The sequence below is a fragment of the Gordonia sp. DT101 genome (assembly GCF_049844895.1).
Taxonomy (GTDB): Bacteria; Actinomycetota; Actinomycetes; order Mycobacteriales; family Mycobacteriaceae; genus Gordonia.
This window is the reverse complement of the sequence record NZ_JBNCLX010000005.1, coordinates 72881-89047: the sequence shown is the minus strand read 5'-3', so window position 1 is coordinate 89047 and position 16167 is coordinate 72881. Positions and strand designations below refer to the sequence as shown.

The 16167-nt window shown below is 68.5% G+C and carries 10 protein-coding genes; 4 read left to right on the top strand and 6 right to left on the bottom strand.

The window, feature by feature from the left end; all coding sequences use genetic code 11:
* Window positions 1-81 precede the first annotated feature (81 nt).
* A complete protein-coding gene (locus ACLQ3I_RS17945) occupies window positions 82-999 on the top strand; it encodes an N-acetylglucosamine kinase (protein ID WP_425794107.1) in 918 nt (305 codons plus the stop codon).
* 31 nt (window positions 1000-1030) lie between these two features.
* Here ACLQ3I_RS17945 and htpG read toward each other — a convergent pair whose 3' ends face one another.
* Window positions 1031-3022, bottom strand: coding sequence for a molecular chaperone HtpG (htpG, locus tag ACLQ3I_RS17940; protein ID WP_425803672.1), 1992 nt, complete (start codon window positions 3020-3022; stop codon window positions 1031-1033).
* Between the two features lie 132 nt (window positions 3023-3154).
* On the opposite strand from htpG, the gene ACLQ3I_RS17935 reads away from it, so the two are divergent.
* Complete coding sequence (locus tag ACLQ3I_RS17935; RefSeq protein ID WP_425794104.1) at window positions 3155-3910, top strand: PIG-L family deacetylase; 756 nt, start codon at window positions 3155-3157, stop codon at window positions 3908-3910.
* A 17-nt stretch (window positions 3911-3927) separates the two neighbouring features.
* Here ACLQ3I_RS17935 and recD read toward each other — a convergent pair whose 3' ends face one another.
* Genes recD through ACLQ3I_RS17915 form a run of 4 tightly spaced genes read right to left on the bottom strand, consistent with a single transcriptional unit; the run spans window position 3928 to window position 13087 of the window.
* The gene (gene recD, locus ACLQ3I_RS17930) at window positions 3928-5859 is read right to left on the bottom strand and encodes an exodeoxyribonuclease V subunit alpha (protein WP_425803670.1); all 1932 of its coding nucleotides are present in this window, start codon (window positions 5857-5859) and stop codon (window positions 3928-3930) included.
* Window positions 5856-9197, bottom strand: a complete 3342-nt coding sequence (locus tag ACLQ3I_RS17925) for a UvrD-helicase domain-containing protein (protein ID WP_425803668.1) — start codon at window positions 9195-9197, stop codon at window positions 5856-5858. Before ACLQ3I_RS17925 ends, recD begins: the two co-directional genes overlap by 4 nt.
* Window positions 9194-12622 (bottom strand): exodeoxyribonuclease V subunit gamma, encoded by a 3429-nt coding sequence (gene recC / locus ACLQ3I_RS17920; protein ID WP_425803666.1) that lies wholly within the window; start codon window positions 12620-12622, stop codon window positions 9194-9196. The genes ACLQ3I_RS17925 and recC overlap by 4 nt, the downstream gene beginning before the upstream one ends.
* Window positions 12623-12655: 33 nt before the next feature.
* On the bottom strand, window positions 12656-13087 hold the full coding sequence (locus ACLQ3I_RS17915) for an acyl-CoA thioesterase (protein WP_425803664.1): 432 nt from the start codon (window positions 13085-13087) through the stop codon (window positions 12656-12658).
* Window positions 13088-13230: 143 nt separating this feature from the next.
* Here ACLQ3I_RS17915 and ACLQ3I_RS17910 point away from each other — a divergent pair, with 143 nt between their 5' ends.
* Together ACLQ3I_RS17910 and ACLQ3I_RS17905 are read left to right on the top strand one after the other, a co-directional pair.
* Entirely contained in the window at window positions 13231-13872 is a 642-nt protein-coding gene (locus ACLQ3I_RS17910; RefSeq protein WP_425794098.1) for a GNAT family N-acetyltransferase, read from the top strand.
* Between the two features lie 118 nt (window positions 13873-13990).
* Window positions 13991-15439, top strand: a complete 1449-nt coding sequence (locus ACLQ3I_RS17905) for an NAD(P)/FAD-dependent oxidoreductase (RefSeq protein ID WP_425803661.1) — start codon at window positions 13991-13993, stop codon at window positions 15437-15439.
* A gap of 22 nt (window positions 15440-15461) precedes the next feature.
* Here the strand turns inward: ACLQ3I_RS17905 and ACLQ3I_RS17900 are convergent, their stop codons facing one another.
* On the bottom strand, window positions 15462-16166 hold the full coding sequence (locus tag ACLQ3I_RS17900) for an urease accessory protein UreD (RefSeq protein ID WP_425803659.1): 705 nt from the start codon (window positions 16164-16166) through the stop codon (window positions 15462-15464).
* Window position 16167 lies beyond the last annotated feature (1 nt).

Sequence of the window (16167 nt, the reverse complement as noted above, 5' to 3'; positions counted from 1 at the left end):
ACCGGGTGGGTGGCCGGGTAGCTTGGCCCATGGGCGCCGGTGACAACGTGCCGGCGAGAAGCCACGGGAGATCGGACGGTCATGGCGCAACGCATCCTGCTCGACGGCGGTCAGACCGGGACGCGGGTGCGGATCGTCGGTCCGTCGTCGAGCAGCGACCACCGGACCCGACCCATCCGTACCGACCGCCCGGTGGTCCCGCAGATCGCCCGCGCGGCAAGCGAAGTCATCGCCGAAGCCGGCACCTCGGTCGACGAACTCGCGGCAGGCGTCTCGGGTCTCACCCCGGATGCGACCCGCCCGGAAGAGCTTCGGGAAGCGGTCCTTGATCTGGGTATCCGTTCGGTCGCGCTGACCCATGACTCGGTGTCGGCGTATCTCGCGGCCAATCGTCTCGCGTTCGGTGCCGTCACGGCGGTCGGCACCGGGGTCGTCACGCTGGGGGTGGGCACCGCGGGGACCGCGCGGGTGGACGGCTGGGGGCATCTGGTCGGCGACGCCGGCAGCGCCTATTGGATCGGGCGGGCGGGCCTCGAGGCCGCGCTGCGCTCGTTCGACGGCCGGGGTCCCGACACCGAACTCGAGTCGGCGGCGCTCGACCGGTTCGGACCCCTACCCGAGCTCTACATGGTGCTGCAGGGTGATCCCGGCCGCGTGAGCCGCACCGCCGGATTCGCGAGAGCGGTCGACGATGCGGCACGCGCGGGCGACCGGGTCGCGATCGAGATCAACGACCGGGCCGCCACCGAACTCGCCGCGTCGGTCGCGGCGGCACTGCGCCGCAGTGGACACCGGCCCGACGACGCCGCCCGGGTCAGCTGGATGGGCGAGGTGCTCACCCACAACGAGCGCATCCGGGAACGGTTCGTCGATGTGCTCGGCGCAGCAGCGCCCGGTGCCACCGTCGAGGCCCCCCACGGCGAGCCACTCGACGGCGTCGGACTGTTGCTCGATCTACCGTCGGAACACCCGCTGGCGGACCTGGTTCACCGCGCGTGACCGCGCCGCTCATGCCGGCCGATCCGAGCGCTCAGGAGTCGGAGCCGAGAGAATCGGTGAGCGTGCCGGCCAACAACTTGGCGAACTCGGCCGGATCGCCGAGCTCACCGCCCTCTGCGATCACCGCCATCCCGTAGATCAACTTCGCGGTCGCAGTGAGGGACGCGTGATCGTCGGAAGCCCGGAAGGCGTCGTTCAGACCGGCGATCAGCGGGTGGTCGGCGTTGATCTCGAGCGCACGCTTCGTCTTGGGCAACTCCTGTCCCGACGCCCGGTAGAGCTTCTCCAACTGCGGTGACATCGAGAACGTGTCGCCGACCAGGCACGCCGCCGACTCGGTGAGTCGCGACGACAGGCGCGCCTCGTTGACATCGTCGGTGAGGGTCTGCGCGAGCCAGTCCAGCAGGCCGGTGAACTCCTCGGTCCGCTTCTCCTTGTCCGCCTTGGCCTTTTCCGAGTCGGCGTCGTCGCCGGCCGACTCCGCGTCCACACCGTCGAGGTCGACTGCTCCCTTGGCGATCGAGGTGAACGATTTGCCCTCGAACTCCAGTCCGCTGCTCACCCACATCTCGTCCACCGGGTCGGTCAGCAGGAGAACCTCGACCTCCTTCGCACGGAAGGCCTCGATGTGGGGTGAGTTCTCGATCTGCTGACGGGTCTCGCCGGTCATGTAGTAGATGGTGTCCTGGCCGCTGCGCATCCGCGCGACATAGTCGGCCAGTGTGGTGAGTTCGTCGGCGGAGTCGGTCGACTCGAACGACGATGCCTTCAGCACGGCATCGCGATTGTCGATGTCGTTGACCAGACCTTCTTTCCAGACCCGGCCGAAGTTCTGCCAGAACGTCCGGTAGTCGTCCGGCCGCGAAGTGCGCATGTCTGCGACCGTCGAGATCACCCTCTTGGTGAGGCGACGCCGGATGGCCCGGATCTGGCGGTCCTGCTGCAGGATCTCGCGGGAGACGTTCAGCGACAGATCGGCCGCGTCGACGACACCCTTCACGAAACGCAGATACTCCGGGATGAGCTCTTCGCAGTCGTCCATGATGAAGACGCGCTTGACATAGAGCTGGACGCCCGAGTTGCGTTCACGCATGAACAGGTCGAACGGCGCCTGCGTCGGGATGAACAGCAGCGCTTGGTATTCGAAGGTGCCCTCTGCCTTGAGAGTGATGACCTCGAGCGGCTCGTCCCACGCGTGACTGACATGGCGGTAGAACTCGTGGTATTCGTCCTCGGTCACCTCGTCGGCGGACTTCGCCCACAACGCCTTCTGCGAGTTGATCGTCTCGCTGACGATCTCCGTTGTCGGCTCGGCCGCGGCGTCGTCGGTCTCCGTGTCGTCGGTCTCGGGTGCCGGGACGGCCTTCTCGACATCCATCCGGATCGGCCACGCGATGAAGTCCGAGTAGCGCTTCACCAGCGCACGCAGCTTGGTGGGGTCGGTGTAGTCGTACAGGTGATCGTCGGTGTCGACCGGCTTGAGTGCGAGCGTCACGGACGTCCCCTGGGGTGCGTCGGTCACCTCGTCGAGCGTGTATGTGCCGTCACCGGTCGATTCCCATCGCGTGCCGGTCTCGTCCCCGGCATGGCGGGTGACGAGGGTGACCCGGTCGGCGACCATGAAGGTCGAGTAGAAACCGATACCGAACTGTCCGATCAGCTCCTCGGACGCCGCCGCGTCCTTGACCTCCGCGAGTTTGCGCCGAAGCTCGGCAGTCCCGGATCGTGCGAGGGTGCCGATGAGGCCGATGACGTCGTCGCGGATCATGCCGATGCCGTTGTCGCGAACCGTCAGGGTGCGCGCATCCCGATCGGTGTCCAGTTGGATGTGCAGGTCTGAGGTGTCCACCTCGAGACTCTTGTCCTGGAGCGATTCCAGCCGCACCTTGTCCAGGGCATCGGATGCGTTGGAGATCAGCTCACGCAGGAAGCTGTCCTTGTTCGAGTAGACCGAATGGACCATGAGATCCAGCAACTGCCGGGTCTCGGCCTGGAACTCGCGAACCTCTGTTTGACCACTCACGATAACCTCCGCGTCAGAGTCATTGCCGGAGACGCATATTACCGATCCACCGATTGGCTACTCTGAAGTGGGTCGGCTTGTTCATCCGCCGTCCGCACACCGCCGAAAGTACCGCCACAGGAAGACAGGTGCATGTCTCCTCCTCGTCTGTTGTTCGTGCATGCGCACCCCGACGACGAATCGCTGTGGACCGGCGGCGCCATCGCCCGCCATATCGCCCGTGGCGGTGACGCCGACCTGGTCACGTGCACCTGGGCGGAGGGCACCGGGCGACATGCGGAACTGGTGGACGCGGTACGAGCACTCGGGCTGCCCCGGCCGCCGATCATGCTCGGCTATGCCGACGATCGCGTGCCGGAGTCGGCGCCGGAGGCGATGCGCTTCTGCTCCGCACCCCTCGACGACCCGGTCCGCATGCTGGTGGCTCACATCAGGCGGCTGCGCCCGGACGCGATCGTCACCTACGACGCCGTCGGCATCTACGGCCACCCCGACCACGTTCATGCTCATCGGCTGGCCACGGTGGCGGCCGATGCCGCCGCGTCCGGCGGGCTGTACCGATCGACCGGCGAGGCCTGGCAGGTCCGGTCGATGTACTTCATCACGATCGCCCAGTGGATGGTCGACGACGTGCAGCACGATCTGTTCGCGGACCTCCCGCCCGAATATCTACCGGGAACTCCCGAGGGCGATGTCGACCTGGTGCTCGACGTCGCGCAATGGCGCGACCGCAAGGCCGATGCGATCTTCTGCCACCGAACCGAACTCGATCGCAGCCGGACCATGAGGGCCCTGATGGGACTGCCGCCCGAACGGCGCAGTCGCCTGCTGGGGACCGAGTGCTTCCTCCGTCGTGATCTCGTACCCGGCGGCGTCGACCTCGGCTGATCGTTGCCGACCTCCGATCAGGTCCCCTCGGGCGGCTCCGCCACGCGGATCGGCGACCGAAGCCCGCTGGCGCGCTGGACACGACGCGCAACAGCGGCGGCCAGCACCTCCGGCGAGCCGACGATCCGCACCCGTCGCCGGGCGCGGGTGACGGCGGTGTAGAGCAACTCACGGGTGAGCAGTTCCGACCCCTCCGGCGGCAGGATCACGGTCACGCCGTCGAACTGACTGCCCTGGCTCCGGTGGATCGTCATCGCATACATCGGGATCGCGTCGGCGAGTTGGGTGGGGTGGAGTTCGAAGAGGTGTTCACCGCGCCGGAACACGACCTGCAGCCCGTCCCCCTCGGGATCGACGGTGTCCGATGCGCGGCCGGTGCGGACGACCACACCGCAGTCACCGTTGAACGTCCCGGTCTGCCGATCGTTTGCGGTGACGAGGAGCGGTTGACCGGCATGGCGCGACGTCGAGTCGACAAACAGCTGCGGTGGATGGTCCGGGAGTTCCGCCAGCCATTCGACGACGCGGCGCGACCATCCCTGAACGCCCCAGACGCCCTCCCGATGGGCGCAGAGAACGCGGTGACCGTCGAGCGCGTCGAGCGCCCCGGCGGCATCGCCCGCCTGCGCTGCCGCGCGAAGCGCGGTTCCCCAGGTCACGACGTCGGCACACACGTCGTCGAGGTCATCGGCGGCCACCAGCGTCACATCGGTCACCGATGGATCGCCGACCAGGTCGAGCACGGAATCGGCGTCCCCGCGGTTGATGGCCGCGGCCACCCGGGCGATGCCGCCACCGAAGCGATGTCCCCGGCGCAGCGTGACGACACCGCGTTCAACACGATCGCGGTCGGCGACGGTCGACATGACGTCGTCGAGCAGACCGGACGGGATCGGGGTGGGTGGCGTCGCATCCTCGCCGTCGACGAGATCGGCGAGGACCGCGCCCGCCTCGACCGATGCGAGTTGATGCGGGTCGCCGACCAGTATCACCCGGGCATCGGGTCGCACCGCGTCGAGGAGTTTGCTCATCGCCGTCATCGACAGCATCGACGTCTCGTCCACGACGACGACGTCGTGCGGAAGCTTGTTCCCTCTGCCGAATCGGGGTGCCGAACCCGGCCGCCAGCCCAGCAGCGAATGGACCGTGACTGCACGCACCGACCGCGGTGCGGCGTCGTCGGCCGACACCGCTGCCTGCAACTGCGCCGCCGCACGACCCGTCGGCGCACACAGTCCGATGCGGGCACCGCCCCCGGCGAGACGGTCGAGGACCGCCAGGATCCGGGCTACCGTGTACGTCTTGCCCGTTCCCGGTCCGCCCGCGACAACCAAAGTCCAACTGACCGCCGCCATCTGCGCGGCGATGCGCTGCAGATCCGCGTCTCCGGGGCCCGCCGGGCCGAACACGGCGTCGACCGCCGACGCCACCTCGGCGACGTCCACACCGGGCCGCGACGAGCGCCGCTCACCCAACACCGATCGGATCAGTTCTTCCTGACGAAAGTACTTGCGCAGGTAAAGCAACGGTCCGTCGTCGGAGCCGGCGAGAACCAGCGGCCGCAATGGCCCCGTTGCGCCTCCGCGGACCAGGACGCTGTCCGCCAGCGCCTGTTCCAGCTCGTCGGACGACGGCATCATCCCGGAGATCGCGGCGTCGTCGGCGACGAGCTCCGGGATCCGCGCGATGGCCAGGCAGGTCGACCCCTGACGCACCGCCCGCACGGCCAGCGCCGCCCCGATCTGCGCGGTCTCGCTCACCTGTCCCCCACTGAGCTGCACGAGGCGCCGGGTCACGTGGACGTCCGCCGCGTCTAGCAGCCCCAGTACGTTCAGGGAGCCCAGGGCGCCGTCGTGGGAGACGACCGCGCGGGGATCGAATTCCGCACGGACCGGCCACGAACCGTGCGCCTCCGATCCACCGGCGCCGCCCTGCCGCGTTGTGGTCATGGGGTCCCTTTCCCGAGCAGATCCGAGAGCTCCTCGACCAGCCCGGCGGGGACCTGCCATTCGAAGACACCGCAGCCGGGCGGGGTATCGGGACCGACCATCCCGCGGACGAAGTGGTATTGCACGGGACCGAGATGTTCCGTCGCCTCGTACCCGGGCAGCCGCCACCGCAGATATCGATGCAGCGCAACCGAATACAACAGGGCCTGAAGAGGATAATTGGCACTGATCATCTCAGCTGCCATCGACTCGCGGTCGAAGTCCTCGGCGGTCAGGTCGCCCGGTCGCAGTCGATTGGTCTTGTAGTCGACCACCACGAATCGGTTGTCGGGGGTACGCAGCACCGAGTCGATGCTCCCGGTGAGGAAACCGCGAATGCGTTGGGGTGGCAGCTCGCGCAGGCGTGCACCGAAGTCGACGAGCGGATCGTCGGCGGCGAGATGACGATCCATGAGATCGGCGATCGAACCCATCGTGACCGCTGCCGGGGGTGTCGCGTTCGGCGGTACGGCGGCGAGCGGGAATTCGAAGTCCAACTCGGCGAGTCGGCTTCCCGGGCGGACCTGCCACAGATCACCGAACCCCAACGGAGTGGTGAGCACGCCCACCAGCGCCGTCGTCAGGCGGTCGGCATCGACGTCCACCATCCGCCCTTCGATCGCGGTGGCGCAGAGCTCACGCACGTGCTCGGTGATTTCGGCGGAATCGGTGTCCACGTATTCGAGCACCTCGTGCACGAGGGTGCCGAACGCCGCGCCGAAGGGCATGCCGTTCATCAGCGACGGTGTGCCGTCGATCGGCGCCGTCGCGTCCGCGGCGTCATCCACCTCCTCGACGGGCTCGTCGACGATCAGACCGTCCGCCGCCTCGCTCCCGGATGCGAGCAGCGGCTGGTGGGCATGATGACCCGCCGCCGCGACGATCGCCGAATACGATGTGCGGCGCCAACTCTGGTCGATGACACGGTCGAACTGTGCGACGGACAATCCAACCCGCGCACGAGCGGGTGAGCGCTGTGCGGCGGAGTCGGCGCCGTCCCGCCCGGCGACCTCCACGCGGATCGGCCCGTCGGTGCTGCCGTAGCCGGTGAGCACACGACCACATGTGTCGTCGTCGGGGACGTCGAAACTCTCCGGCACGGCTGTTGTCCCCGGCTTCCGGCCGAACAGGAGTCGATGCAGAGCGGAGTTCTTGGTGTAGTACGCGGGTGCCCACCAGATCACCACCTGAGACTGGGCCCGGGTGAGCGCAACGTACAGAAGACGCAACTCTTCGCCGGCCGCCTCGCTCTCGTGTCGCCGCCACCGCGCCTGATATCCGGGCGCCTCCTTGCCGCCGACATCGAGGATGCGATCGCCGGAATCGTCATGGTAGGTGAAGGTCGCACGGTTCGAGTTGCGCGTGCCGTCCCACGCGAACGGCACGTACACGATCGGGAACTGCAATCCCTTGCTCCGGTGCACGGTCATGATCTGCACCGCCTGGGTGTCGCGGTCGAGCCGTCGGGTCTGGTCCTCGTGTCGTTGCCACCGGGTGGTGTCCGCGATGCGATCCGCGAGCCATTCGATCAGCGCGCTCAATCCGCAGTCGCTCTCCATCACCTCGGTGTTGCACAAGGAGGCCACCTGGACGAGGTCGGTCAGCGCACGTTCGCCGTCCGGGGTGGCGAGGACCCGTTCGGCAACCGCCATGCGACTCATCAGCCGTTGCGACATCGCGGCGAATCCCCCCTCGTCGAACACCCGGCCGAACGAGTGGAGGGTCTCGGCCAATGCTGCGATGCCGGAACCGTCGTCGGCGGCGAGGTCTGCGGGGGCGCGACCGATCAGCGGGCTCAGCGCGGCGAGCCGGACGAGATCTGCACGGGCGGGTTGTTCTACCGCCCGGATCACCGCGAGCCAGTGCCGCGCGGCCGCGGTGTGGAAGACACTGGTCCCCGACCCGATCACCGCCGCCACCCCATGACCCTGCAGGTGCCGCTGTAGAGGCTGGATCGTTTTGTTCAGGGTCACGAGCACCGCGACGTCGCCGGGCTCGACCGGGCGCACCACACCGCCGACCTCGATGGTCGTGCCCGACGCCAGCAGCCCCGCGATGTCCGCGGCGACGTCGACGATCACCCGGTCGCGCACCACGCCGACCGCCGCGAACCCGCTGCGACCGGTGACCGGAAATGCCTTGCGCGGAAACGCCCGCAGCCGGACCGGCGGTACTCCATCGATCCGACTGCCGGTGCGATCGGTACTCACCGGGCGCACCACGATCTCGTCGTGTCCGAGCTCGGCACCGCCGTACAGGCTGCCGAGGGCGTCGACCAGATCGCCGTCGGAGCGGCGGTTCACGTCGAGCGCGCGAAGAGTGCCGGCCGATCGGACCGCCTGCAGATAGCTCAGGATCTCGGCGCCGCGGAATCCGTAGATCGACTGCTTCGGATCGCCCACCAGCACCAGCGTCCGATGACCGTGGAAACAACGCCGGACGATTTCCCACTGCTGCGGGTCCGTGTCCTGGAACTCGTCGACCAGCACGGCGTCGAAGACCGCCCGAATCCGTTCACAGGCGGCCGGTCCCACCACCGGATCCGTGACGATCCGGAACAGGATCATCTGGAGATCGTCATAAGTACGTAGGCGCGACAACCGCTTACGGTCTTCGATGATCTGCCGGACCCGGGTCGCGAATCGCACGCGGCGGGCCGCGACGGTCGCGTCGTCACCGGTCATGGCATCGAGGTCATCGGCCGTCGGGGCGAGCGCGGCCGCCGGCTGGCGAACCGCGTCCCGTGCGATGGACGTCGCGTCGGCCAGCGAGATCTCCGGGCGGTCCGCCCCCGCATAGCCGCGGAGGTAGGTGTCGAGGGCCGCCTCGTCCACGAGATCGTCGACGTTCTCGACGATCTCGTGGACGAGGTCGCGTTCGCCGAGGAAACCGAGGGCGTCGAGCATGCGGTTGCAGAAGGTGTGGGTGGTCGCGATGGTGGAGGCGTCGAAGTCCGACAGCGCCCGGGCGAGACGCTCGCGACGCAGCGTCACCTCGTCGTCGGTGCCGCCACCCAGGTGACGGACAAGCGGGTCGTCATCGATACGACACCGATCCGGATCACCCAGTGCCGCTAGGAGTTCGGACACCCGATCGCGCATCCGCTCGCGCAGCTCCGCGGTTGCCGCCCGGCTGAAGGTGACGAGCAGCAACTTGTCGATCGGGACGCCCTCGGCGATGAACCGTGCACCCAGTCCGACGATCGCGTAGGTCTTCCCGGTCCCGGCGCTCGCCTCCAGAACCGTGGTACCGGTCGGCAGCGCCCCGGTCACGTCGAATGCTGTCGGTGCGTCGGTCATGTCATCGTCTCGTGGTCCATGAGGGGCTCCCACACCAGTCGGGCGAGTCCGGCGAACAACGGGTCGCCCACGTCACCCGGTAGCTCGAGACCGCAGAAACGGCGATCGTCGGGCATGGGCTCGTCGATCAGGGCATCGAAGCCGACGGCAGAGGTGACATCACCCGTGTATGCCAGCCGCAGGTAGCGGTCCCGTCCGGCGCCGAAGTCGCCCTCGAAGGCCTTGCGGGCGGCCGGCAGTGCCCGGTCGACGCGTCCGGTGCGACGGTGATGGTCGGCGAAGTCCGCGGCCGGATCCAGCGGTAGCGGCAACACGCGACGCAGTCCTGCGTCTCGCAGCGCGATCAAGTCGGCGAGGATGGCGAGCGGGTCGTCGGGGACGGCGAACAACGATCGGGCGACGCCACCCGAACGGCCGGTCCGGCGTGCCACCACCAGGGCCGCATGCATCTGGGTGGCGGACCCGTCGCCGTGGGCGACCGCCGCGAGGGCGAGGAGCCGTACCCAGGCGCCGAGCCGTTGCTTGGCCCGGAGTTTCGAATAGGTCGCGGTGACGGTGGTGCCGGCGAAGATGTCGCCGATGGTGCCGTGCAGGCGACGACCATCCGGCAGGGGCACCACCACGTCGGTTGTCTGCGACGAACCGGATCTCGCCGCCGATGCCGCCGCGAACACGTCCTCGACATCCGCGGAGATGACCTTGAGCTCTCGGGTCCCGAATGCAAACGGCGGCAACGTACCCCGCCGGAGCTCGGCGGCCTGGCAGCGGGCGAGATCGCTCCCGGCCAGCATCCGGGACAGGAACCGGTCTCCTATCCCCCATCGGTCCAGGGCCCCGAGCTCGACATCGAGCTGGTCGGAGTGCGGACGTTCCTCGTCGGGCACACGCGCGCCGAGTCGCTGACGGACAAAGCCTTCGACCGGGTTGGTCAGGAAGGACACCAATGCGTCGAGGGCGACGTCCTCGGGCTCCTCCGACGGCAGCGCGATACCCGAGATCAGCTGGGCGCTCACCGGCTCCGCGCCGAGGGCGCGCGCACCATCGAGGAGGGCTCGATCGTAGGAGAACGGCCCGTCCACACCGGTGATCGCACCCGGGACGAAATTGCGTTCGTCGAATCCGTGCAGTGTGTGCACGCGGGTGCAGGCGGGCCCGTCTCCGCGTGCGGAGCCAGAGGTGAGGGTGCGCACCGTGTCGATGAGCTCACTGACCACGACGGCGGGCGGAACCCGTTGTCCAGAAACGGGATCCGCACCGGTATAGAAGAGCAACAGGTTCTCCTGCGCAGCACAGATGGCGTCCAGGAACAGCTGCCGGTCCTCGTCGCGCGGATTCCGCTCGCCCACCAGGGGCGATCGGCCCAGGATGTTGTCCCCGTCGGTGCGTCGGGTCCGCGGGAACGCCTCGGCGTCGACACCGAGCAAGACGATCACCCGGTGCGGGACCGACCGCATCGGCACCATCGAGCAGACGGTGAGCTCGCCGGTACGGAAATTGGCGCGCGTGGGCGTGGCGGCCACCAGGCCGGTCATCAGATCGCGGACGTCACCGAGGCGCAGCGGCGTCGGCGCGGGCTCCCGACCGTCGCGCGGGTCGTCGAAGGCGGCCGTGATCGACCGGATCGCCTGCGCACGTTGCCATTCTTCGTCGAAGGCGGTCGCGACAAGGGTGTCGGCGATACCGATCAGGATCTCGGTCCACCGTCCCGGGTGGTGGATTCCGGTCAGATCGCCCAAGGTCGTCGACAACCGGGTGATGAACTCCGCGAAGCGACCGGAGAGATCGATCTCGGTGCTTTCCACCCCGGCGAGCGGAAGGGCGGTGTCGAGCCACTCGCCGTCGGCCTCCTCGGCGACCGCACCGAGCAGGATGCGGTCCAGTCCGGCCTCGAACGTCCCCTGCCCGAAGCCCGACAAACCGAATCGCGACCGTTGGGAGTCGTCGATCGCCCAGCGGACATTGCTGCCCACGAGCCACTCCCGGATGATCTCGAGATCGTCATCCGAGAGCGCGAACCGTTCCCGGACAGGTGGCCGGCCGAGCAGATCGAGCACGGCGCCCACCGAGACGCGCCCGGCGGCGAGCTCGACCACCGCAGCCACCACGTCGAGGACCGGGTTCGTGTGCCGCAGACCGCGGTCGGCGAGCCGCACCCGCAGCTCGAAGGCGGGGTGCCCCAGACCGGGCTGGCCGAAGGCACCGCGGATGATCGGCGCGAAGCGCTCCACGTCCGGGCACATGATCAGCACGTCGCGGGGCGCGAGCGTCGGATCGTCGGCGAAGAGGTGCAGCAGCCGATCCCGCAGGACTTCGACCTGACGTTCCGGTCCGTGACAGGAATGGATCTCCACCGAACTGTCGGCGGGCACGATCGCGGCGTCGAGTCGGTCGTCGCGGATACCGGCCTGGAGTGCCGTCAAGACCGTGTCCGCCCCGATGTCGGCGACCGGCGGATGGTGCAGAACACGACCGGCCACCGGCGCGACCCGGCGCTGCAATTCCTGGATGTCACGCGACAGGCTGGCGAGCAACGGGTGCGCGAGTACCGGCGGCCGGTGATCGGCACGTCGAAGGACCGTCGAGGGCGTGGCCGCGCCCTCGACCGCCGCCCACAGTGCGGGGCCCGGGTGCGGCACGAACAGGTGGACGTCGCGGTGGACGCCCAGCGCGTCGAGCACCATCAGGAGAGATTCGGTCACCCGGGTCGGTCCGAACACCGACACGCGTTCCGGGAGATCCGTTGCATCCGCGTGCTCGCGCAGCACCGCACAGACCTCTGTCAGCGATTCCGACGGATGGGGCTCGCCGACCTCTGCCCGCACCGCCCGCCAGAAATCGGGCTGCCAGGCGAGATCTGCCGGTATTTGCGCCCCCACCCCGTCGGTGTCGTCGCCCGCAGCCCAGGCGGCCGCCATCGCCGGACGCTGCCGCCCGTAGTCGTCGAACAGCTGCGCGATCTGCCGGGCCGTCGCGAACCGCCGTCCGCGCCGATGCTCGTCGGCCTCGGCACGGCCGTCGGCGCCGACATGCCGCGCGAGCACCGCGAGACGCGGATCGTCGATCATCTCGTCGAGCACCCGCAGAACCGGCCACGTCAGGGCTTCCGGACGCCATCGATCACCAGCAGTCGACCGCCCCCGCCTGCGGTCCCTCGCCTGCGCGATGCCGGCCCGGGCCAGCGCGTCGCCGACGGCCCGGTCGGTCAACATCGCCGGCGACGAGAAGTCGATGTTGGCCGCCACGCCGTCGCCGCGTCCCGAGGTCCCCAGTCTTGTGGCGAGGTGCTGCTGCAGCCACCGTTCCACCCCTTGCGCGGGCACCGACACGATCTCGGCGGCCATCGGGTCCGCCAGCGGAGTACCCAACAGATCGGCGAGCGCATCGGCGAGCGCGTCGGTGCGTTCGGCGCGGTGCAGGTGGAACATCGGGTCGCCCTCCAGCCTCCGGACGGGTCGCGGTCAGGAGCGGACGGGCAGCCCGGCTCCGACGACGAGTTGCGATTCGAGGATCGAGCGCACCGCGTCGGGGACCGGTGTGGGCCGCCCGGTCGCGGGGTCGACCGACACCATCGTGGTCTCCGCGACTGCGCAGGTCGTCCCGGCCGGATCGACCAGTGTCAGCGACAGCGTGAACGACGTCGTCCCGATGCGGCTCACACACGCGCGGACGGTCACGGGGTCGAGTGAGTACTCGAGGACCGCGGTGAACACGATGTCCTGCCGCGCAACGAGGAGCGAGAAATCCTTCGGCCGCTCCGGCAGCCAGGTTGCGAAGGACCGCACCCGGCTCTCCTCGAAGATCCGGGCGAACTGCACATTGTTGATGTGGTTGTTGATGTCCATGTCGCCGAAGCGCAGCTGGATGGGGACTTCGAGATATTCGTCGGCCACGATCGCAAACCCTAACGGGTGCCACCGACGCTGCGACCGATGGACAGACGTTTCGCCGGGCGAACACGCCCGTGCTCTGCGCCCATCGCGGCGCGGCGGGACCGTACACTCACCGATGGGCAAACGCAGGCGAGGGGGAGATCGTGATCCTGGAGACGGTTCGGCTACGGCTGCGTCCGGTCGCGATGCACGATGTCGATGCCCTGGTGGAGCTGGACAGCGACCCGGCAGTGATGCGCTACGTCAGCGGGGGTCTGCCCACACCGCGCGAGGTGGTCGAGGAGTGGGTTCTGCCCCGCGCCCAGGCCGAACACCGCGCCCACCGGACCGGGATCTGGACGGCGGTCGACCGGACCACGTCGGCCTTTCAGGGCTGGTTCGCACTCCGCACTCCGCGTCACAGCAATCAATCCGAGGTCGAACTGAGCTACCGTCTGCGTCGCGACGCCTGGGGTCGGGGGCTGGCGACCGAGGCCGCGCACGCACTGGTCACCATGTCGTTCCAGGAGATCGCCGCCGAGCGGGTCTTCGCCAGCACGATGGCGATGAACACCGCGTCGCGGCGCGTCATGGAGAAGGTGGGTATGCGCTTGTCCGCCATCCGGATGTCCGAGGACGGGGTGATGTTCCCGACGAGCGGCGGCGAGGTCGAGTACGAACTCCTGCGCAGTCATTGGGAAACGCTGACGATGCGCTGGTCAGAGCCCACCCACCGCTCGTGGTCGCCGACGGTGCCCGCGGGGTGGACGCACCGTCACGCCGGGGTCCGCGACCTGACGGCCTGACGACGTCGCCCGGTCGCGACGCGCCCCGGGGTCCTCGTCGCGACCCGGCACGGAAGATTGACTACCGTTGTAGGTGCGCGGCAGCAGCCGACCTCCCAGCGACAGGAGATGTTCTCTGATGAGCAGCCCCACTCCGACCTCGGCGCGACCCCACGTGGTCATCGTCGGCTCCGGCTTCGGCGGACTCTTCGCGGCCCAACGTCTGGCGAAGTCCGATGTCGACGTCACCCTGATCGCCCGGACCACGCATCACCTGTTCCAGCCGATGCTTTACCAGGTGGCGACCGGGATCGTGTCCGAAGGTGAGATCGCCCCGGCGACCCGCGTGATCCTGCGCAAGCAGAAGAACAGCAAGGTGTTGCTCGGCGATGTCTACGACATCAACCTCGAGGCGAAGACGGTGACCTCCCGGCTGCTGGAGCGGATCACGGTGACGCCGTTCGACAGCATCATCATCGCGGCCGGCGCCGACCAGTCCTACTTCGGCAACGATCATTTCGCCGAGTACGCGCCCGGCATGAAGACGATCGATCATGCCCTCGAATTGCGCGGTCGCATCCTGGGCGCGTTCGAGCAGGCCGAGCTGTCCGACGATCCCGAGGAACGGGCCCGCCTGCTCACGTTCGTCGTCGTCGGTGCAGGTCCTACCGGTGTGGAACTCGCCGGTCAGATCTCCGAAATGAGTGACAAGACCCTCAAGGGCACCTTCCGCAACATCGATCCCACCGAGGCACGGGTGATCCTCCTCGACGCGGCGCCGGCCGTGCTACCGCCGTTCGGCGAGAAGCTCGGCAAGAAGGCGGCCCGCCGACTGGAGGGGATGGGGGTCGAGATCCAGCTCAACGCGATGGTCGTCGACGTCGACTACGACGGTCTGGTCGTCAAGGACAAGGACGGCAGCACGCGTCGGATCGAATCCCAATGCAAGGTGTGGTCGGCCGGGGTGCAGGCGAGTCCGCTCGGCAAGCAGCTCGCCGAGCAGTCCCGGGTCGAACTCGACCGTGCGGGCCGGGTGAAGGTGCTGTCGGACCTCTCGATCCCCGGATATCCGTACGTATTCGTCGTCGGCGACATGATGGCCGTCGACGGTGTTCCCGGCGTCGCACAGGGCGCCATCCAGGGCGGACGATATGCGGCGGACGCCATCACGGCGGGACTGCGTGGGCAGACGCAGGAACAACGCAAGCCCTTCGGCTACTACGACAAGGGCTCGATGGCGACGGTGTCTCGCTTCAGCGCGGTGATGCAGGTGCCGATCCCGGGTACCAAGAAGATGTTCGAGACCGAGGGCTATTTCGCCTGGCTCGGCTGGCTCGCACTGCACCTCGTCTATCTGGTCGGTTTCCGCAACCGGCTGAACACCCTCATCAACTGGTTCTTCGCGTTCAGCACGCGGGGTCGGGCGCAGCTCGCGGTGACCGAACAACAGGTCTATGCGCGCACCGCGCTCGGCGCGTTGTCCGAGCTGGAGAAGAAGTCGATACCCGAGGTCGAGGCCGAGTCCGCAGATGTGGCCGCGGCCAAGGACTCCGAATCCACCACCGATCCCAAGGCCGAGGCCAGCTGACCACGATGCTCGGGTGGCCTGCTCAGAGGGCCACCGGGGCGAGGTCGAGCTCGTCGCACGACGTCCGCGCCCGGGTTGTGGTCGGTGCCAGCGCGGTGGTGAGTGTCGCACCGTTCACGCCGGGTGGTCGCGCGAGTTCGAGCCGCGCCGCATATGCGTCCGGGGACACGTCGGCCGGGCGCGTGTCCGGGTAGCGGAAGACGCTGCTCACAGCTCGATGACCGGTACCCCCGAGCGCCAGCCGATGTCGCAGGACCGGCCCGCCCCCGATGTCCACGCGCAGCGATCCCTCCCAGCGCGCTCGGGCGATGTGCTCGGGCAGCTCGGTGACACGACCGAGTTGCGCGTGCTCGGCGATGATCACCGTGGCGTCCGGGTGCGCGACGACACTGGTCGAAGTTCGGTGATGCGCGCCGCCGGCGACCACGATCGGCTCCGGATCCAGGTGCAGGCGGCCCCCGTCGGCGACCTGGATGAACCATTCCGAACTCGAATCGATACGTTCGGCCGACGGTAGCGCGATGGTCGCCGCGACCGTTCGCAGATGCAGTACCGCACCGGCCTCGACGGTCACGCGGACCGCGATCGTGTCCCCACCGAGCGGCGTGGCCGCGGTGCTGATCAGGTGCGCCGACTCGGGTCCGGTCCGACGCAGCGCAAGACCACCCGTCGCCGCCACCCGGGGTGAGCGACCGCATCGGGCCACGATCTCGATCTCCGTGTGCACC